The organism is Ruegeria sp. (genome assembly GCF_028066395.1).
Lineage (GTDB): Bacteria > Pseudomonadota > Alphaproteobacteria > Rhodobacterales > Rhodobacteraceae > Ruegeria.
In genome coordinates, this window is the sequence record NZ_JALCBM010000056.1 from 1 (window position 1) to 18,972 (window position 18,972).

Below are 18,972 nucleotides of genomic sequence, written 5' to 3' on the forward strand. Positions count from 1 at the left end.
AAGGCCGGTCATACACTAACAATCAAATTGGACCACTCAAGTGGGGCTGATCAATGGCGACGAAACGATTGTCGTCGCCAACTGGCTCGAGACCGTTTTCACCATCTTCAATGCGTTCTGTCTGCTCACGATGCTGATAGTGCTTACTTACACAGTCTACGCCATGATTTTCGACACAGCAGCGGACGGAAAGACCTTCGGGCAATCTTCAGACACCAAATACACAATTCTACGGATCGTTGCCGGAGTAATTGGGTTTGTTCCGATGGTCGGCGGGTTTTCCTTGGCTCAGGTCGCGTTCCTTTGGCTCGTACTACAAGGATCTGCGTTGGCGGATGTCACATGGCGTAACGTCGCCGATGATATGCTTTCCGGCACTCCGCTTACCTCAGGTTCGTTCGCCCAGGTCCCTCCAGAATCTGAAAAATTGGTACAGCAGTTTGGCGGAGCATTCGACGCTCTCGTGACCGGTCATATATGCGCAATCAACGCCAATCGGCTTGAGCGCGTCATCAACGGCGATGAAAATGTCACGCGCGATGAAGTCAGCGCGACTGGAACCACCGGTGTGATCCGCCTTCGACAATCAGCAGTCCATCTCGAAGACACATCTGGTTTTTGGGACGGTGTCGGCGGCAGACAAGTTGTCGGCATGAGCTACCAGATGTTCTTTGGGGAAGAAGCCGGGGGCGTGGCATATAGCGGTCGAAGTAATTACTGCGGCTCTGTGGCAGCAACAGACAGTTATTCTGCCATCGAAAATGGCAGCGGACTTGAAGTTGGATTGATGGCTGGCCGAGCGCAACAGCAATTCGCTCATCTAGCTGAAGAAGTGCTGCCAGAACTGTCAGATGCAGCCCAGCTAGTTGCCTTCTCGATATATGATGGCGAGCGCGATAGCGACGCTCTGTTGGCACCATCGCGCGCGGCCGTCTATACAGCCGTTGCTTCATACTTGAGCGGTCCAGCCATTGCGTCAACCATTTCGGATGACGTGATCGAAGATGTGCATGAGGGACTGCTCAACATGGTGACTACCGAGGGTTGGATGCTCGCTCCAGTGTGGCAGCGGGGTGTCGCGTCGACAGTAACAGCTATTGAGTTCCCGGGCGACACCTTGGCTATGCAGATAAACCGCAACAACCTCATATCCGATTTTCTGAGTGGACGCGGTTACGCGCGAGGTTCCCGTGAGGAGAGCCTGACCCTCGACTTGTTAACGAAGGCGAATGCGGACCAAGACACTTGGGATGAAATCGCTTCGAACGTAGTGAATCTTTCACTGCCCGATGTAGAAACCCCAATGAACGCTGCGAGGGGCGAGGTGCCACAAAGCGTCATAGATCAAAGGGCAATCAACCGCCTCTACAGCGGTATTCTCAACGTCTTCAGCCCAGTGGCGACAAACACCGCTGAAGGAAATTTCGGTTTCATCGACCCAATGCTTCAAGTGCAGAGACAGGGCACGATTCTTGCTGGGGCAGGAGGTACTGCTCTGACACTGGGTGTTGGAATCAACGTTGGTAACCAGAGCATTCTGGGTCGCGGTGCCTCCTTCATACTTGGTACCGGAGAGGCCGTTGGCATGGCGTCGTCTGGTTTGACGGGTGTGGGTGTCACTCTGCTGATTGTCGGGTTGGTGATGATGATTGTTTTGCCATTGGTCCCGATGATTTACTTTTTCACCGCAATCTTGAGCTGGCTTTTGCAAATCCTTGAATTGATGTTCGCTTGGCCGCTCATGTTGCTAAGAATGTTCGCGCCGTCGCGGGAAGCCAGCCTCATTGGTTCTGATTTATCGCGTGCACTACTGACGACATTGGGAATTTTTCTGCGGCCCTTCTTCATCGTGGCTGGGTTGGTCATCTCGATGATGGTGATCTCTGTAATGCTGTACGTTTTGCATACGTTCTTTGGTCGCCTGATGTTCTTCGACGGCATTTCTGGTGCAGATACAGTTCCTGATCTGGCCGGATTTGCGGCCACGGCGGTCAACGGCACAATCGGCATCGTAGTCATGGTTTTTGTGTTGATCATCTACGTTTTGCTCGCATTCCTGACCGTGCTTTATGGTTCACAGATTATCAGTGAGTTCGGAGAGACCGCTATGAACTTGATCGGAGCTGGTCTTGGACGATTCACGCAGCCCGGAGCCATCGCAGACAAAACGGTAATGGCTGGTGGTCTTGGATATATGGGCGCTCGAAGTGTTGGCGCACAGGTCGGAAAAGCACACAACGATCTAGGTAAAATCGCCAAGCAAGGACAAGATGGAGGTGCCCGTGGCCTTCCAAGGAGGCCGCAATGATAAAGTTTTGGGAAATCCTGATGGCTCCCGGCCGCGTGATGCACCAACGCGCTGAGCGAATGAACGCGCAGCGCATTCAGTTTGAAGAAGCGATGAAGCAACTCGATCTGGATCGCATCGTGCAGGGGTATAAACCTAAACTGGCTCAACGAGCACTTGATGCTGTGGATTGGAAGACGCCTTGGCCATCCGCCGATTTGATTGAGCAAGAGCGCTCGCTAATCGCCCGTTATCTCGAAGCACACTGGGATCGCGCAAAGTTTCCAGAAAGGCCGGGGTTCATTGTCAGGGCTGGAATGGAAAAGGTTTGGGCGAAGCTGCAAGGCCGCATCCATCAACATGTATTCGGGCAGCTGGACCTTCCACTATTCTTTGATCTGACCCGCGACCCGGCCGGGTTGGTCATGTTTGAGATGACGTACCGAGACACTGACCGTCATGGGCGGGAGCAATGGATCGGTCGTCAGTCAAAATGGATCTACGGACGCACTCCCCCTGCTTTTGCAAATCCTTTGTCTGGAGGAGCGAAATGACCAAGGACTTCGGTGGCAGCATAATCGCTCAATTGGTCGAGGTCGGACTGCATGCGCGATACAGCAAGGACATAGATGGCGCTAGTTGGGCTAGAGAACGGCTCACAATGGAAGCAAAGGCCAAAGGTTGGGCCTTGCCGCCTTATTCACACATTCAAGTTTCACCTGACAGTTTGGCCGAGTTCTTTCTCCGGCGTTTTCTCGAACAATCTGAGTTGGCAGCCCCTGTCGATGAAGAAGTGAAACGCCACAGAAATACAAACTCCGTACATTGGATCGCCGCCCAAATGGTCGCGATCAGCAGACTATGACAAGCCACCGAGGAGGTTGAAAGATGTTAAAATCAGCGGTGATCGTAGGCTGCTCGCTTTTGGCGGGCAGTGCATTTGCGGACACGCCCATTACTTTTAGCAAAATCGAAATCGGCGCGCCAACAGATCCAACTGGCCTGTTCACGGATGAAGAAGTTTCCGAGGGTGGCTCGGTAGTTCAGCCATCAATCTGGTATTCTGTTTTCCCGGTCGATGGTGGCAAAGTCACATTGGCGGTTCTTGTTGACCGCTGGTGTGGTCTATCAGAATGCCCGTTCCGATTTCGCATCGAGACTGATGATGGCATGGAACTGCGCAGCCACTTTGGCCGCGCTCATGGAATGATCTGCCAAGACCGTTCCTCTATGACAGTCGATCCTATTGAGCTGGTGCTGACCGCCTGCGGCAATGAGATTGATCTAAAGCAGGCGCGGTGAATGCGATGAAAATCACACAAATTTGCATGCAAGGCGCTTTTGCGCTTTCTCTTGCCATCTCACCCATCTCTGCCGCCGCTCAGGTTTCAGCGGCAGAGATGATTGACGCGGGCATGCCGCCCGGTTTGGCAAACTTTGCTTCGGCAGTTTCATCGTCTGAAGGTGACTGGGACAGCGTCAACCAATATGGTTGTGCGGGCGCGTTCCAATTCTGCCCCGACACAAGGGTCCGCTATCACCCGAGTTCTCTGGAATCTTTCCTCTCAAGCCCAGCCGCACAAGTGTCGGCGTATCGCAGATACATGGCTGATGAATGGCAACTCGCCACGCGGAACGGCTTTGACGAGCTGATCGGTTCGCAGGTGTGTTGGGGCGGATCGTGCCGGACCATCACTCAGAGTTCGATCATTAAAGGGTGCCAGTTTGGCTGCGCCTATCATGGCGCGCTCGGTCGCTACTACCGAACTGGTGACTGTAATCAGGCCCGAGATGGAAACGGCGTGTCTGTTTGCACTTATCTGATCAGGGGCGCTGGCTACGACGTTTCGGGTGTCACGGGCACTGCCGAACCGGGACCGGTTCTAGCAGGTGGCATCGGCACTTGTTTTGACCGAGACCTCATGAACTCTTCCGGGCTTAGGGTGACTTCGCCATTTGGCGTTGACCGAACCGGTCGAGCGTCCGCTGGATATCACCTCGGCCTTGATCTGGTGAACGACGAGGGAGAGGGTTCACAGGTCTTTGCGGGTGTGCCTGGCACTGTCGTTTTCTCGGCTGCCAACCGAACAAACAGCGTATTTGTCGAAACACCCGATGGACGGCAGCGTGTGGGTTATCTTCATGGACAAGCCCGTCGCGTTGCGCAAGGCGACCGCGTTCTCCCGGACACCGTGGTCATCACTCAAGGCGATGCCGGTACACCGGGAGCCACGCACCTGCATTTAGAAGTTCATGTGGCGGGTGAAATCATGGCGGCTCTTGGTGAAGATGCGGGCCGGGCATGGCCTCTGGAAGACCGTGAGACGTTCTTCGGTTCCAAGCAAAGCAGTGGGTTGTCAGGAGCAAGCCTTGCAGGGGCAGCGCCGCAACCGTTCTATGTGGTCAATCCTGAAACTTACCTGCATCGGCGTTTGCCATTCAGGGAATCCCGCCTTTCGGTTGAACAGTATGCACGGCAAGGGTTCTCGCGACCCGATGGACTGACTCTTGAACCGACATGTGCGCCGGGAGCCAATATGCTTGACGGAGGCATGATGTCTTCGAATGGCGGTCACAACGTCATGGGTGGCGTTGCCGAAGCTGGGGTCGCACTGTTGGGCAACCCACAGACCAGCGCAAATCTCGCTTCCTCAAACAGACGCGATGCGGCGATCCAGTACGGCCTTGCGGCCATCGGATCTGCGCGAAATGGATCGAACATGGGCCGGGTAATGCGATCCCAGATTGCCGTGATGACCGGCCTGATACTGACCACTGAGTGATGGGTATCGAAGCAATGATAGCGAAAGCTATATCGAATGGGCTTGCGGAAAGGATATCGCGAAGGCTTGCAAAAACGATTGCGACAGAGCTTTCCGAACGGATTGCCGATGAAGCAAGCCTTAGTCGATCTCCGCACGCTGGTATTTCGAGCTGGAGATTTAGAAGATGATGCATTGGTTTACTGCGGACACACACTTCGGGCATGAGAAAATCATCAAGCATTGCGCTCGACCGTTCCGGTCGGCGAACCACATGGACGCGGCGCTCATCGACAATCTCAACTCCAAGGTTGGACCAGATGACGCCCTATGGATCGTCGGGGATTTCGCATTTGGTCCGAAAGCCAAAGACACTGGCTGGCTCCGCCAGTTGTTTCGGCGTCTCCCCGGTGCCGAAAAACATCTCGTAGTTGGCAATCACGACAACTCCACGACACTGGAATTGCCATGGACTTCAGTCACGCACTTGACCGAAGTGGCGGATGGCAACGGCCCGAACACCGTGCTGTGTCACTATCCGATGATCACGTGGCATCGGGCGCGAAGAGGTGCGCTTCATCTCTTTGGGCACGTACACGGGAACTGGCAAGGGAGCCGGAATGCTGTGAACGTGGGTGTCGATGTCTGGGGGTACATGCCGGTCACGCTGAAAGAGGCCCGACACCGAGCCAAATCGCTGCCTCCTAACGCTCACTGGTCAGACGTCGAACGGGACGCAGGAGCGGCTTGATGGAACACGGAGGCTTCCCCATGCGAACGAGTCCAAACGATCCAGACCGACCTCCGATATTGGAGGTCTCCGGTCGGTCTGGATCGGGGCAAACCTACCTTCGCAGCGCCCCTCACGAGGCTGGCGGAGAAGGAAGGTTTGCAGCTGCCATCGGCGGCTTGGCAAGGCGCGGCCCACAGGGTTGCAAGCCGCGCAGGCCACAGGCCGGAGTAGCCCCCAGCCGGGCGAAGAAGGAGACTTTGGGGTGGTGCGCAGCAGCGGGGTCCCAAAGTCTCCTTATGAGCAATGAAACTTTTCCAAGTTTTACAGCGTTAGAGAGATGCCCGCATGGCTGAACTTGTTTTCAATATTGAGGCCGCGTCACCAAGCATGATAGCCGCGCTAGACCGGCATTGCCGTGTTCGGACACCTGACGGTACCTCGGCAATTGATCCTGCCCGATCTCATCGCAATTGCATTTTCTTCGGCAGTGACGAGGGGCTAATGCAGTCGCTCAAAGATTTTTATGAAGACGGAGTTGAGCGACCAGCCAAGCAAGCAGAGAAGCCATATCTGAGATGCGTCGCTTCTGCGTCGCCAGAGTATTTTCGCCCCAATGCCCCCGACGCCAAAGGTACTTGGGAAGAGGAACGGTTGGAACCTTGGATCGATGCTACAATGGATCATATCGAAGCGCAGTTCGGGGATGATTTGGTCTTCGCGGAGCTGCATCTCGACGAAGACACGCCTCACATTCATTTCGTAGTCGCACCAACTTATCAAAAGACCGCTCGAAAGCCCGGGCGTCGCAAGCGCAATGAAACCCAAGAAGAGTTTGAAGCTCGAAAAAAGGCGGTCGCGTCAAAACCAACGGTTCGGAAAGTTGGTCGGGCATCTAATGCCAAACTCTCGAGATTCAACAGTTACCGGCTACTGCGAGAAGAGATGGCTCTTGCAGTGAACCATCTTGGCATTGAATACGGGGAAGATCGCGCTCCTAATGATCCAAAGGCCAAAAAAACCCGCCAGTGGGTCAACGAAAAAGCAGCTGAACAGAAGCGGAAGGACAAGGAACTGCAACAACGCGAAGAAGAACTTGATGAAAGGGATCGTGCGATTGCACGCAAGGAGGCTATCGGGTTTGAGGCCGGTCGGAATGAGGGTCTGCGCGCCGCAAACGAAGCACTCGATGTTGCCAATGTAATCATCAATGCGGAAGTGCCGGAAGAAGAGCTTACTTCCGACGGGAAGGCAACTCGCAGACTCATTAAATCAATCAAGCGGTCTCTTGAGCAGAGTAACTGGCAACGGCAAAATGCGGGTCGCACGTCTGCTGATCCAACCGCCGGATGGCTAAGTGCTCGCGAGCAATATGCAGCCAAAGTCGGAGAACAAAACTGGCGTGACGCTTTTGTTGAGATTCGAGATGCGCACTGCCGAAACATCTCTCGAATTCAGAATCTACCAAAAACAGGCTCCCTAGTTCAACGTGCACGTGCTCTCATAGGCGCAATCGCGTCCTACTGGAACGAAGTTGGCTCGGAGATCTCCAAGCTGTTTCGTGCTTTCAAACCGCGATCACAGGATGAGGTTTCGGGTGCCTTGGGTCTGCTGCTTCCTGATCCCCTTGATGAATCCGCCGCATTGCATGAACTCACTCGCAATGTGCAGGAAGAGCGGCGTAAAATCGAATTTGCGCAGCTTGTTGTTTCAACTTACCCGGACGCAAATACAGTTAATTCGCAGCATCAATGAAGCAATATTGTCTACCAACGGAAGGCGGTGTTTGGCGTTCATAGCATAGCGCATTGCCGGATTGACGGTCCCTATCCGTTGAGTTCATTCATTTCTGAATAAACGTGTCTTTCTTGCTCAGCTTCTTGCGGATCGCGGCGACATCAATGGTCTCAGGAGCATAAACGGCGGCAGGCTCCAATTCACCCTTGGCAATGGCGAGGGCTTCTTGTGCGCCTTGGATCAGGCTCTTACCGACACTCATTTTCGGTTCCTCTCACACATTTAGCGGTTCCGGTTCGCCGCTGCTGCCTTTGGCTTTGTGCGGTATTCTCACTGTTCAAGGGTATCAGGCACAAACACAGTGCTTTCGCCGTATGCGCTCAGAATTCTAAGTGATCTCTCGATGTTCTTAATACCACTTGGTAGCGAGATTGCAGGTTGGCAGACGCCTCCATTCATAATCCACCCTTCGCCAAGCACGTTGCCGTCTTTCACCCAAGCGATACGCTCTTCATCGGTTAAAGGAATACCTGAGCTCCGTTCCAACAACTTCACAGCAAACTCACGCGCATACTCCGGCTTGTCTGAGTCGAATTCCTCCGCAAGTATCGATAGGGCAATTCTGGTAAATTCCGCATCGACTGAACGATCTTGCACCTTGGTTGTTTGGTAGGTGATTGCCGCTGTGGTCAACACTCCAACGAGAGTCAAAGTGGAAGATACCGCCACTATGGCAAGCTTTTGGGGCATTCCCATGATGTATGTGGTCGGCGTCGGTTGGGTCTCGGTATTGTTCGTCAAATCTATCTTCTGTCCCCTCTTCACGAGCGCGTTGGGAACATTAGTCACCCAACGAGATGACTAGATGTTAAGTCTCAGACGCAATTCTTGCGGTTGCCCTGATGTCTGCATTTTGAACACCGGTCGACTGCAAAGCTTGGCGCACTTCGTCTCATTTTAGTATCCGATTACGCACAACGAAAATGGCATCGCAATCCTTGAGTGTCCATACAAAGCCTCAGCGACCGACACCGTATGCTCGTAATCCTTACTGTGGACGGATTTGCCGCCTGAATTGTACCTGTAGGCCAGCGGAACGGCGAGGAACAAGTACTTGAGATCAACCATCACTAGCGCTTGGATCAAGTCGCGATATATGGCATTACCCATCTTGGCACGTCCAGCTTCTACCTCTAGACCCACACGCCAATCAGGATGCCATGCGTCCACTTCATACTGCAATGAGGGAACAGCGTTCTCACCAAAGAAGACCGGCCGTTGAACCTTTTGCGACTTTCTCTTTCCGGCTTCGACTAAAAAACCCAGCGAAACCAGATCAGGCCGGATGATCTCAAGGACTTGGTCGCTGGTCAGCCCCTTATCGGATTTGACAGTTGAGACTTCGTTTCCATGGGTTTGAAAGGTGTCGCACACTTCAGAAACAAAGCTAGGTGGCGACTCTGTACGTGGAAACGTCGAGAATACAATATTCACTCTTCAACTCCTAAATAACGGTAAATCTGTTCATGAGTTGGGGGTTACTGTGTCCGCATCTTGCGTACCCACTCCCTTAGTGTTTCGCGATCTGCATCGGCGACGGGGTAGCTGCGGGCGTTGCGGATACGAGCAGCACCGGGCGACAAACTGGAGGTAGTTACGATCAAGCCAGATTCAGCTTTCTCGTGCAGTACATCTGCATAGACTGATTTGACCAACGCCTTGTCTATCTTTGTTTTTTGTCGCTTACACTGGACAATGATCAGCGCAGGGTCACCCTCGACGGGTCCGTCACGATAAATCTTCAAGTCGATTCCGTCATCGTTGCGTCCTGGCCCGACATCCACTTGAAAGCCTTCTCTCTCAAAAAACTCACCCGTTAGGCCTTCAAACTTACGCCAGTGGATTTGTCCTATTTCGTCAAAATTCTGATGCAGATAGTCAATAAATCTTTGGTCAAAGAAGCTTCCATAGCTGGTTTCTAGTGACTCGCTTTCGAACAACGATCTTAGTTCAACTGTATCCGTCCAATCCACACTTCGGATTTTTCCCCACGGTGAACGATGCATGTCGCCATTTACACCTGAGATCATCTCCAGCGCCATTTGCCCTCCGGTAGTACCGTGCTTGTCTAGCGCCCGCCTGATGAAGTCAGATGGGTCCAGTTTGCCTGATTTCGGCGGTGAGACTCGCGCTTGAGCGGTCGAGCTATTTAGGAACTCGATAAACATCTCTGAAACGGACATGAAACAGTCAAACGCTGCCTTGTCACCTTTGTACTTGTGGTGCAAAGCAATGTGCGAGCTCATTGTGCTAGGTGTTGCCGTGTTACCGACTCGGTTTAGCAGGAACGCCGTCACCTCTTCGACCTCAACCGAATGCAGCCGTGCGCCCTTGTCTCCGTCTGGCATCAATCGCGTGCGAAAATCGCCCAGTTCGTCAAGCAATTCGAAGAGCTGATGCTGATCGAGCAAAATCCCTGTTTTATAGCCGACGATTTCAATGAAACTGTCGACAAAATACTGCCGGTGACCCGAAATTCCACCCATCAGTTCACTCCTGAGTATGATGCCTGATCCGTACCCTGTCACCTTCGTGCGTGGGAGGGAAGGGGCCCAAATGACCTACCAAGTTACTGGTGGTGCCTGTTTTCCGATGTCCAAACCCATGACGCTGACAATCGAACCAACAAACCTCACTGGTTTTGCTGGACACCCATATTGCCGGGGACGCTTAATCTAGATAGTGGTAGCAAGTAAACAAGGACCGGCGGCCCAAATTGCAAGAACTGAGCACGATTGACATCCGGGACTTTCCCCATAGGCACACTCAGAATGCTGTGTCACCATTTCGCTATCCCGGAGGCAAAGGTTTCCTCAGTGGCTTCCTAGCAGACCATCTTGCCAAATGTTTCGATAGTAGTCGCATAACTTTCCTCGAACCATTTTGTGGTGGCGCAGGCGCAGCTGTAAATCTTCTTGCAGATGGGTACGTCGACAGCCTTCACCTCAATGACGCCGATGTCCGGGTTTACTCTGCTTGGCGAGCCATGCTGTCTGAGACTGAACGCTTCATCGACAGAATACAATCCGTACCTTTGACTATGGACGAATGGTATATTCAAAGCCGGGTTTCAACCGACGACACGAATTCCAACTATGATTTTGATTTAGGGTTCGCTTCGTTTTATCTCAACCGTACTACCCGATCAGGTATCGTTTCAAAGGCGGGGCCAATCGGCGGATATGACCAAACTGGAAAGTGGAAAATTGACGCTCGTTTTAATAGGCAGGGACTTATTGAACGGGTTAAGTGGATTGGTGCGAATCGCGAACGCATCAAAATCTCAAACCTCGATGTACTATCTTTTCTAGACAGATCCAGACGAGCTCTTAACTCAAGTTCTTCCTTTTATTTTATTGACCCACCGTATGTTAAGGCCGGTGGCCGCCTATATCTAAATGCTATGGGTGAGGACAAACACGTAGCGCTTAGCGATATGCTGACGTCCGGCAAGATTACAAAGTGGGTGCTTACATACGATGATCACCCTTTGATCCGACAAATTTATTCCGATCAAAATATGAAAACCATTGACGTCAACTACAGCCTCCAAAAGAAGCGAAAGGAAGCGGAAATTCTAATCACGCCTTCGGCGGCCCGCTATGAAAGTGCTTCAGCCCTATAATCAGCCACCCACTGCAGCACTGCTGGGAGGTTTTCCGCTTCGTCAACCATCACTCCATCCGCGGCTAAAAGCATACCATTGTGCGCAAGAGTTGGCAGCATGGTTCGATCTACGATAGATCCGTGATCTACGTGTTCCCGCTTCCAAAGTGGCTCATCAGCAATTCGCAATGGGGTCAGTGTCGTGTAGTCCTCGTTCCCAAGAGGACCCAATTCGAGGAATTTTGCCTTGAATGATTTCGCCTTATTTGCGGCTGATTTGCCTTTCCAGTCAGCGCCACTTGCAACTTGGCCAAAATACAAATTCAGAGGTGGTGGACGGATGGCTGAACGCCATGAAATGACATCCATACCTCCATCTTTGTCATGTGGGTTCGCCACATCAGGATGTGCTGTAGCTCTTGCATTAAATCCAGCATGCTCTGCTGATGCGCGACGTAGGACCTCCAGTATCGTTTCATCATTTGAGCGAGGCCAACCAATGCTAACTGAAGGACCCAATGAAACGCCTGCCATCGCTAGCGTCGAAACGATCTGAAAAACTTCGTTTCGAAGCCTAGTTTCCATGCCTGTACTGATCTCAAATGCCACAAACGGTGAGTTCACCAGATGTGATGCCAACAGACATACGAAATAAAATACAGCTCTTTCGTCTTCCCAACTTCTGACTAGATGCAGTTCTTCAGCATCGTCTGAAAGGAGAAAAGGATATTCTTCTCCGAGCGCTTGCGATCGGTAGTCGAACTCATTTTCAAGGTCGGCTATGACAGCCTCTTTTTGCCGATCTTCCTCGCCGAAATCTTCTGTTTGCTCTTCCTCTTGCTGGTTCAACGCCGAAACCAGAACATCCAATCTAGCAACGCCGGTGGATGACAAAAATGCAGTAAATTCCAGCCAATCAAGTTTCTCCGACGCTGAGGAGGCGAGCGAAGGCGTCAGCAAAGGTTCTAGCGCCATTTTCTTACTTAACCACACCGTTGGCATCTTCAATTGCAGCACGAACTGAGCTTCTAATGCTGATCGCGCGCTTCGCGGCAGATTCTGCAATTTCTTCAAGTTCGGACTGACCTTCAGGGTCAAACCCATCTAGAGTATTTAGGGCTTTCAGCAATTCATTGTTTGCCGCCAAGATGTGCCGCGAAAATCGAACGTCTTTAGGTGTCGCGGTGACAATTGCATCTGCAAGACTGACGCGTTCCTCTAGCTCACGTGTTGCAGCTTTTGACTTCAAGACTTCTCTTAACAAGCCCAAATCAGGATTCTGGCTCTTTATTATCGGCTGTATTTCTTCTTTTTTGGAACCATACAACCACTGCAACAAGTTCTTCAGGTTATCGATGTGGCTTTGAGGAACTGGATCTGTGTAGGGGTCTTCAGTTCTTTGTGGTCGATGCATCCCTAGATAGTCAGTAAATTCAACGTACGATAACCCAGTGTAAAGGTGAGAAAAGCTAAAGGCTTTCTTAGTACGGTCATCTACGCTGAACACTTCCTCACTTTCTGCTTGGTCAAGCACGTAATAGGCTGTGACCATCCGAAAGATTGTTGCGTGCTTGTCTCCCATCCTGTTCGCTATATCGTTGAGGCTTAACGATTTTTTTCCTTGGGAAGACAGTTGTTTCTCATCATCCAGCCATTTTGTGGCGAATTTTGCTTTGGCATAAGCATCCCAAGACTGAGGGCCATTGATGTGTTTGAAGCCGATGAGGTCTCTTGCGTCCTCTTCGCGTTCAACTCGATACACCAAAATCATATCAGTGGACGCCAAGACCTTCGCTTGATCAAATTCTGGAAGGCTTACGCCGGCGGATTTTGCAAACTCTGGATCTCTCAAACACATTATCGCAGCCAGCCGGCGATTCCCTTCGAGCACTCGAAGACAATCCGACTCTGCGACAACGATCAGCGGCTCAATGTTTATGTATCCGCTGGTCGCGATGGATTGCACTAGCTCAGCCAAGTCGGCCGAGCTAGCCAACTTCCGTACTATTGCGAGATTTGTACTATCATCAGGGCGCTTGTCTGGCGTAAACCGAGGGTTGCTCGTGTCGAAGCAAAGCAGGTCGACTCTCACCAGCGTTGAATCAGTCACCGCAACTACACTATCCCAGTTCATTATCTTAGACCTTTCGCCGATATGGTAAGATCACCGTATGTAGGAGATCGATGCCCAGTCCGCATGCTTCTAACAGATTTTTGTCAAACCACCACTCAACACGCATCGAACATCTAAAAAATGAAGGCTGGACGTCACACGCGAAAATACCGAATTTTCGTGCGCTGTACAGCCGAGGCTCTTGCTAAGGTATTTGGCGCTTGAAAACATCCAGAGAGCCGCGAGAACTCTCTGTGTGCTCGCGATTCCAGCTGATAGACGAGCGATTATTGGAGTTAGGGTACGTCTGTTTTTCGATACTGAAGCGAAATTAGGCTGGCGAGATGAACCTGATGGGCTTGCGCTGTGTGGTGTAAAATGTGGTACTCTATCCAGAGATTGAAAATTTTATCATGTTAACCAAATACTTATAAGATAGATATGTAAGACTTCGTCTCCGCCATTTAGTCAACTCAGCATGTTGATTAAGTTGGGATAAAATAGATATCGCAACATCAGTTCCCACATTGAGGCGCGGATTGCGCCGTTTTTCTCAGCCTCAGAAATCCTCCTTCTCTGACTCGCCGGTAATCAACTCACGCAATCGGTTGCGGTCAATTTGACCGTAGCTACGCAGAGTCGTCAGGCCATCGGTGTCGCCGAGGTTTCTCACGCTACGCATGCAAGACCTGCTATGGCACGGTTGAGACCGCGCAGGAGCGGGAGGCGCCCTGTGGCGATTTCTGGGCGTCGACCCCCTCATCAGTTTCTGCCGCCTCAACCTCGTCCTCCTCGATTTCAGCGGTTTTGCCTGCAAGTATTGTGCTCTCACGCGCTGAAATGAACTACACGCCGGATTAATGCTATCTAGCGCACATCATAACACGGGCAGGGAAAAGGGCGATCAGCGGGGCACTATGGTTTTGTCAGATAGGACGTTGGTACGGTAAAACTCTGACGCGGCGGTCAAGCCGCACTCATCAAAAAACGCAGTCACGGCACTGTCTTCAAGGATGGGTGCTCTGCCACTTTCGCTTGTGGGAACGTAGGTTGCGGTTTTCTTGCCCAAAGCTTCAGCGAGCCCTGCCTCAACATCGCGAATGACCTGAGCCCGTTGTTGGGCCATTGCGGCACTGCGGTGCTTGATAATACTCGGATCGAGGGCGCGTTCGATAAATTTGCCTTGCTTTAGGTCTTCAAAGCAAAAGAACGGCCCACTAGACATCAGAGTTTCGCTATGTTTCAACTGAAACTTGGAACGCAGCAGCAAAAACCCCTTAAAATCGTCATCTGGAGCCATCGTTCTCCATAACTGCGAATACGGCGTTGGTTTGACCTTTGCCCGTTGAAACTTGAACGCAGACCAAAGTCGCGTAATCGGATCACGGACGATGTTCAGCACATGGACATTATACGCCTCCACCCGCGTCAAAGTACGCTGGCGGGACAAATGGCCCACACAGAATTCTCCCTCGCCCAGAAAAGACGCGGCATATTCGGCGCGGTAGTTGACCTGCCGACTGCCCGAGTCCCAATGAATTTGATCCTTGGGGACCGAACGGTTGTCATGCAGGTGCTTGTCGTACAGGTGTAGATCTTTGGAGGAATAGCCCGCGTTTTCCAACGCCAATGCCGCTAGGTAGGTGCCAGCCTTTGGTACCGTATTGATCAGAACCCTTGGACGGGCATCGGCTGCTGGGGGTTTTCGGCATCGCAGCCGTTGCAGATAAAGCTGCGATACAGACCGCCGCCCAAATGATGCGTCAAAAGCAGATTGATTGTTTTCTTGAGAACACACCGCTTTCACTCCATGAAAGTGCTGCTGACAGGCATAAATTGCCGTCCCCAACCGGATGCAAAACCGGCAGAACTGCTTTCATATCAGAGCCATCAACAGCGGATTTACTGGGCCGTTCAGGATTTGAACTCCTGCACGGGTTGTCTTTATCCAAAATCAAACAAGGGGTCTATAATTACTGCTGCATTTTCCTTCATGAATGCATGCAAGCACGTTTAGATGCCAGCATTCGGCCAGATCGGATTGACACTCTGGCCGACTATGCATTCCTCAAAATTGGCTGTTTGCCGGTTTCCGAGATCGACCAACCCTAAGTCCAGCAAGTCCTGTTGTCAGTCTGGACTTAGAAACATGAAACCGCAAAGCGACTTGCACAGCAGATAAAGGCTCCGCCACAAGCTTATCGTATCGCGAAACGCCAGGCTCATCCTTAACAAGGCACGAGGCCGTTTCGAAGAAACGATAGCCGTTTGCAGAATTCGGATACGCACCGCTCCATGTCAAAGCGACCATGATCCGGGATCACCGCAGGATTGGCGGCGCGTCCTTGGGTTGGCGGGCCGATTGCACGCCTGCCTTCATGCCCACGCCGATGCGCCGGGCCAAAGCGACCCACAGGGTGGCGGTTTCGGGGGGCAGTGTCTGGGTCGCGACCTCTTCGAACAGGTCCAGCCAATGGGCGAAGAATTCCGGTTTCACGTCGGGCCGTTCGATATGGACTCGCTGCGGATTGCCGTCATAGCTGCGCTCAAACAGGATGGCGTTGCGCCAGAAGGCGGCGATTTTCGCCTCATGCGCGGGCCAGTCATGGACGTGTTTGTTGAAGACCGGGCCAAGTACCGCATCCTGCCGGACGCGGGCGTAGAACGCGCTGACCTGCGCGTTGATCTGATCGGGCGTGGCCGGAAAGCGCGGCGGCAGGGTTGGTCTGGTCATGTGGACCCCAGGATTCGACTCTGTTTCGGGGCAATACTTGGGTTTGGCGTCACGCGACAGGGGTGGTTTTGTCGCGCTGATCCGGGGTCAGCAGATGCCGCAGCAGGGCGACGGGATGTGCCTTGAGGCTGAGGCGGGTGGCGACGTAATCCTCGACCACCTGTTCGCCCAGTGTCATCTGCGGCAGGTGGGCTGCTGGTTCGTCCAGCGCCTCGCCCTCCAGATCCTGCGAGAAGAGGGGCAAGGGGGTGGCGGTGGCAATCGCCTTGGCCTGCCACAAAGCCTCGCGCCGGGTCAGGTCGCAGGTGGCGAAGGCATCGGCCTCGGCCAGCCGTTCGATCACTGACGGCCCCAGCCCGGCGCGGCGCCAGACATCGTCGACCTGAGTATAGCCGTTGCCACGTGCAGCAGTCAGCCAGCTGGCGTCTTCCTCGCTGAGGCCCTTGATCTGGCGGAAACCCAGCCGCAGGGCCAGCCCGCCCTGGCCGTCGGGCTCCATCACATTGTCCCAGAAGCTGGCATTGATGCAGACCGGGCGCACCTGCACCCCATGTTCGCGCGCATCGCGCACGATCTGAGCCGGGGCATAGAAGCCCATCGGCTGCGAATTCAACAGCGCACAGGCGAAGATGCCCGGGTGATGGCATTTGATCCAGGCCGAGGCATAGACCAGCAGCGCAAAGCTGGCCGCGTGGCTTTCGGGGAACCCGTAAGAGCCGAAGCCTTCGATCTGCGAAAAGCAGCGCTCGGCAAAGTCCTGTTCATACCCGTTCTGGTTCATTCCACGCAGGAACAGCGTGCGGAATTCGCTGACATTGCCGTGCTTCTTGAACGTCGCCAGTGATCGCCGCAGCCGGTCAGCCTGTTCGGGGGTGAAGCCCGCGCCGACAATGGCGATCTGCATCGCCTGTTCCTGAAACAGCGGCACGCCCATGGTCCTGCCCAGAACCTCGCCCAAGGCGTCCGAGGGGAAGACAACGGGTTCTTCCCCATTTCGGCGCCGAATATAAGGGTGCACCATGTCACCCTGAATGGGGCCGGGGCGGATGATGGCGACCTCGATCACCAGATCGTAGAAATTGCGCGGTTTCATCCGGGGCAGAAAGTTCATCTGGGCCCGGCTTTCCACCTGAAACACGCCGATACTGTCGGCCTTGCACAGCATGTCATAAACCTTTGGGTCATCGGGCGGCAGTGTCGCTAAGGTGTAAGCGCTGTGGTGGTGGTGCTGGATCAGATCGAACGCTTTGCGGATGCAGGTCAGCATTCCAAGGCTCAGAACGTCCACTTTCAGGATGCCCAGCGAGTCAATATCGTCCTTGTCCCAGCAGATGACCGTGCGGCCTTCCATCGTGGCGTTTTCGATGGGGACAAGCTCGTCCAATCGCCCTTCGGTGATGACGAATCCACCGACATGTTGCGAGAGGTGACGGGGGAAGCCTACGATCTCATAGACCAGTGATAGAGTCTGTTTCAGGCGTCGATCCTCGGGGTCGAGGCCGATTTCGCGCATCCGTTGAGCCTCTAGCCCATCGGCAGAGAAAAAGCCCCAAAGCTGTGAGCTGAGACCGGTGATTGTATCCTCGGTCAGGCCCATGGCGCGGCCGACCTCGCGGATGGCGCGTTTGCCGCGATAGTGGATCACGGTTGCACAAAGGCCCGCGCGATGGCGACCATAGCGGTCATAGATGTGCTGTATCACCTCCTCACGCCGTTCATGTTCGAAATCCACGTCGATATCGGGTGGCTCGTCCCGGGCTTCCGAGACGAAACGTTCGAAGACCATGGTGCCGTTTTCAGGGCTGACCTCGGTGATGCGCAGGCAAAAGCAGACCACCGAATTGGCGGCCGAGCCGCGCCCCTGACACAGAATGTCACGTGAACGGGCGAATGTGACGATGTCGCGGACGGTCAGGAAATAGGGCTCGTATTTCAGCTTGGCGATCAATGTCAGTTCATGCGCCAGCATCTTTTTGACTTTATCCGATGCTCCTTCCGGATAGCGCCATTTCAGCCCTTCATGCGCCAGACGGTGCAGACGCTGGGTTGGGGTTTCCTGTTCGCTGCCCTCGCTGGGGTATTCATACCGCAGTTCATCGAGCGAGAATTGGAGTTGTTCGCTGAGGTCATGGGCACGGGCCACAGCCCCCTCATGGCCCTTGAAGATGCGCAGCATTTCCGTTTCCGAGCGCAGGCGCTGTTCGCCATTGGCCAACGCGTTGCGGCCCAGTTCATCGACCTTGCGGCGCAGGCGGATGGCGGTCAGCACATCACCCAGTTTGCGGCGGGCGCCGTGATGCATCATCGGCGTGGCACTGGCGAGGGTGGGGATGCTGAGCTGCTTTGATTCAGTCTTTAATAAAGAGAAATAGCTACTATCTGCACCGTCATACCGAGGGTGCATCAGCAGATGCATCCGTCCACCAAAGCGGCGCGTCAGTTGTTGCGCCTGTGTCCACCATACGTCCGCGCCGCCCGGAGAGCGAGTCGCCTGTGGCCAGAGCAGCAGGTGGAGACCGTCGGAGAATTCCAGCAGGTCCGATAGGTGCAGGATGCAGTCGCCTTTTTCGGCGCGCAGGCGGCCCTTGGACAGGATACGGCAGAGGTTGGCCCAGCCTTGGCGGTTGAGCGGCAGGGCGGTGACGGTGGGCGCGTTGGTAAAGATCAGCCGCGCCGCCGGGATCAGACGGGGCACTGCGTGGATCGGGTATGACGGCGGTTTGGAGATGTGATTGGGGCAGGGCGGGCCTATGAGGATGTGTTGCGCCTCCCATTCCAGCCGTTCGCGGACCTTGCGGGCGATCTCGCGCCCCTGAGTATGGGCGCGGACGATGCCGGCGACCGAGTTGTCATCGGCAATCGCAATGGCAGGCAGGCCCAGGGTGACCGCACGCTCCATGTACTCCTCGGGGTGGGAGGCCCCGGTGAGGAAGGTGAAGTTCG

The 18,972-nt window shown here is 53.7% G+C and carries 18 protein-coding genes; 9 read left to right on the forward strand and 9 right to left on the reverse strand.

Annotated elements, in window-relative coordinates; genetic code table 11:
• The first annotated feature begins 40 nt into the window (after window positions 1-40).
• From MPJ51_RS16165 to MPJ51_RS16195, 7 genes are all read left to right on the forward strand, one after another.
• Window positions 41-2,308, forward strand: a complete 2,268-nt coding sequence (locus MPJ51_RS16165) for a DotA/TraY family protein (protein ID WP_298388807.1) — start codon at window positions 41-43, stop codon at window positions 2,306-2,308.
• Complete coding sequence (locus MPJ51_RS16170) at window positions 2,305-2,841, forward strand: hypothetical protein (protein ID WP_298388809.1); 537 nt, start codon at window positions 2,305-2,307, stop codon at window positions 2,839-2,841. Before MPJ51_RS16165 ends, MPJ51_RS16170 begins: the two co-directional genes overlap by 4 nt.
• Window positions 2,838-3,152 carry a hypothetical protein gene (locus MPJ51_RS16175; protein WP_298388811.1) on the forward strand — a complete coding sequence of 105 codons (315 nt, stop codon included), beginning with the start codon at window positions 2,838-2,840 and terminating at the stop codon, window positions 3,150-3,152. The genes MPJ51_RS16170 and MPJ51_RS16175 overlap by 4 nt, the downstream gene beginning before the upstream one ends.
• A gap of 23 nt (window positions 3,153-3,175) precedes the next feature.
• Window positions 3,176-3,589: a hypothetical protein gene (locus MPJ51_RS16180; RefSeq protein ID WP_298388813.1), complete on the forward strand. Its 414-nt coding sequence runs from the start codon at window positions 3,176-3,178 to the stop codon at window positions 3,587-3,589.
• Between the two features lie 5 nt (window positions 3,590-3,594).
• Complete coding sequence (locus MPJ51_RS16185; protein WP_298388816.1) at window positions 3,595-5,070, forward strand: M23 family metallopeptidase; 1,476 nt, start codon at window positions 3,595-3,597, stop codon at window positions 5,068-5,070.
• A gap of 166 nt (window positions 5,071-5,236) precedes the next feature.
• Window positions 5,237-5,800: a metallophosphoesterase gene (locus MPJ51_RS16190; protein WP_298388818.1), complete on the forward strand. Its 564-nt coding sequence runs from the start codon at window positions 5,237-5,239 to the stop codon at window positions 5,798-5,800.
• A 327-nt stretch (window positions 5,801-6,127) separates the two neighbouring features.
• A complete protein-coding gene (locus MPJ51_RS16195) occupies window positions 6,128-7,534 on the forward strand; it encodes a plasmid recombination protein (RefSeq protein WP_298388820.1) in 1,407 nt (468 codons plus the stop codon).
• Window positions 7,535-7,622: 88 nt separating this feature from the next.
• On the opposite strand, the gene MPJ51_RS16200 is transcribed toward MPJ51_RS16195, so the two are convergent.
• From MPJ51_RS16200 to MPJ51_RS16215, 4 genes are all read right to left on the reverse strand, one after another.
• Window positions 7,623-7,778 (reverse strand): hypothetical protein, encoded by a 156-nt coding sequence (locus MPJ51_RS16200; RefSeq protein ID WP_298388822.1) that lies wholly within the window; start codon window positions 7,776-7,778, stop codon window positions 7,623-7,625.
• 68 nt (window positions 7,779-7,846) lie between these two features.
• Window positions 7,847-8,317, reverse strand: coding sequence for a hypothetical protein (locus tag MPJ51_RS16205; protein ID WP_298388824.1), 471 nt, complete (start codon window positions 8,315-8,317; stop codon window positions 7,847-7,849).
• A gap of 156 nt (window positions 8,318-8,473) precedes the next feature.
• Window positions 8,474-9,010, reverse strand: coding sequence for a hypothetical protein (locus tag MPJ51_RS16210; protein ID WP_298388826.1), 537 nt, complete (start codon window positions 9,008-9,010; stop codon window positions 8,474-8,476).
• 44 nt (window positions 9,011-9,054) lie between these two features.
• Window positions 9,055-10,062 carry a restriction endonuclease gene (locus tag MPJ51_RS16215; protein WP_298388828.1) on the reverse strand — a complete coding sequence of 336 codons (1,008 nt, stop codon included), beginning with the start codon at window positions 10,060-10,062 and terminating at the stop codon, window positions 9,055-9,057.
• A gap of 230 nt (window positions 10,063-10,292) precedes the next feature.
• Between MPJ51_RS16215 and MPJ51_RS16220 the strand changes: the two genes are divergently transcribed.
• Window positions 10,293-11,201, forward strand: a complete 909-nt coding sequence (locus MPJ51_RS16220; RefSeq protein ID WP_298388830.1) for a DNA adenine methylase — start codon at window positions 10,293-10,295, stop codon at window positions 11,199-11,201.
• Here MPJ51_RS16220 and MPJ51_RS16225 read toward each other — a convergent pair.
• The 3 genes from MPJ51_RS16225 to MPJ51_RS16235 form a co-directional block, all read right to left on the reverse strand.
• The gene (locus tag MPJ51_RS16225; protein ID WP_298388832.1) at window positions 11,177-12,199 is read right to left on the reverse strand and encodes a hypothetical protein; all 1,023 of its coding nucleotides are present in this window, start codon (window positions 12,197-12,199) and stop codon (window positions 11,177-11,179) included. The genes MPJ51_RS16220 and MPJ51_RS16225 overlap by 25 nt on opposite strands.
• The gene (locus tag MPJ51_RS16230) at window positions 12,162-13,316 is read right to left on the reverse strand and encodes a hypothetical protein (protein WP_298388834.1); all 1,155 of its coding nucleotides are present in this window, start codon (window positions 13,314-13,316) and stop codon (window positions 12,162-12,164) included. The genes MPJ51_RS16225 and MPJ51_RS16230 overlap by 38 nt, the downstream gene beginning before the upstream one ends.
• A gap of 883 nt (window positions 13,317-14,199) precedes the next feature.
• A complete protein-coding gene (locus tag MPJ51_RS16235; RefSeq protein WP_298388836.1) occupies window positions 14,200-14,919 on the reverse strand; it encodes a hypothetical protein in 720 nt (239 codons plus the stop codon).
• A gap of 53 nt (window positions 14,920-14,972) precedes the next feature.
• On the opposite strand from MPJ51_RS16235, the gene MPJ51_RS16240 reads away from it, so the two are divergent.
• Complete coding sequence (locus MPJ51_RS16240; protein WP_298388838.1) at window positions 14,973-15,407, forward strand: hypothetical protein; 435 nt, start codon at window positions 14,973-14,975, stop codon at window positions 15,405-15,407.
• Between the two features lie 208 nt (window positions 15,408-15,615).
• On the opposite strand, the gene MPJ51_RS16245 is transcribed toward MPJ51_RS16240, so the two are convergent.
• Together MPJ51_RS16245 and MPJ51_RS16250 are read right to left on the reverse strand one after the other, a co-directional pair.
• Window positions 15,616-16,029 carry a group III truncated hemoglobin gene (locus tag MPJ51_RS16245; RefSeq protein WP_298388840.1) on the reverse strand — a complete coding sequence of 138 codons (414 nt, stop codon included), beginning with the start codon at window positions 16,027-16,029 and terminating at the stop codon, window positions 15,616-15,618.
• Window positions 16,030-16,078: 49 nt separating this feature from the next.
• Window positions 16,079-18,972, reverse strand: a 2,894-nt coding sequence (locus MPJ51_RS16250) for an error-prone DNA polymerase (protein WP_298388841.1), incomplete at its 5' end; no start/stop codon positions are given.

Excerpts from the sequence above, each read along its gene's own strand:
- MPJ51_RS16170 (WP_298388809.1), top strand. The coding sequence starts at position 2,305 with ATGATAAAGTTTTGGGAAATCCTGATGGCTCCCGGCCGCGTGATGCAC.
- MPJ51_RS16175 (WP_298388811.1), top strand. The coding sequence starts at position 2,838 with ATGACCAAGGACTTCGGTGGCAGCATAATCGCTCAATTGGTCGAGGTC.
- MPJ51_RS16180 (WP_298388813.1), top strand. The coding sequence starts at position 3,176 with ATGTTAAAATCAGCGGTGATCGTAGGCTGCTCGCTTTTGGCGGGCAGT.
- MPJ51_RS16185 (WP_298388816.1), top strand. The coding sequence starts at position 3,595 with ATGAAAATCACACAAATTTGCATGCAAGGCGCTTTTGCGCTTTCTCTT.
- MPJ51_RS16190 (WP_298388818.1), top strand. The coding sequence starts at position 5,237 with ATGATGCATTGGTTTACTGCGGACACACACTTCGGGCATGAGAAAATC.
- MPJ51_RS16195 (WP_298388820.1), top strand. The coding sequence starts at position 6,128 with ATGGCTGAACTTGTTTTCAATATTGAGGCCGCGTCACCAAGCATGATA.
- MPJ51_RS16200 (WP_298388822.1), bottom strand. The coding sequence starts at position 7,778 with ATGAGTGTCGGTAAGAGCCTGATCCAAGGCGCACAAGAAGCCCTCGCC.
- MPJ51_RS16215 (WP_298388828.1), bottom strand. The coding sequence starts at position 10,062 with ATGGGTGGAATTTCGGGTCACCGGCAGTATTTTGTCGACAGTTTCATT.
- MPJ51_RS16230 (WP_298388834.1), bottom strand. The coding sequence starts at position 13,316 with ATGAACTGGGATAGTGTAGTTGCGGTGACTGATTCAACGCTGGTGAGA.
- MPJ51_RS16245 (WP_298388840.1), bottom strand. The coding sequence starts at position 16,029 with ATGACCAGACCAACCCTGCCGCCGCGCTTTCCGGCCACGCCCGATCAG.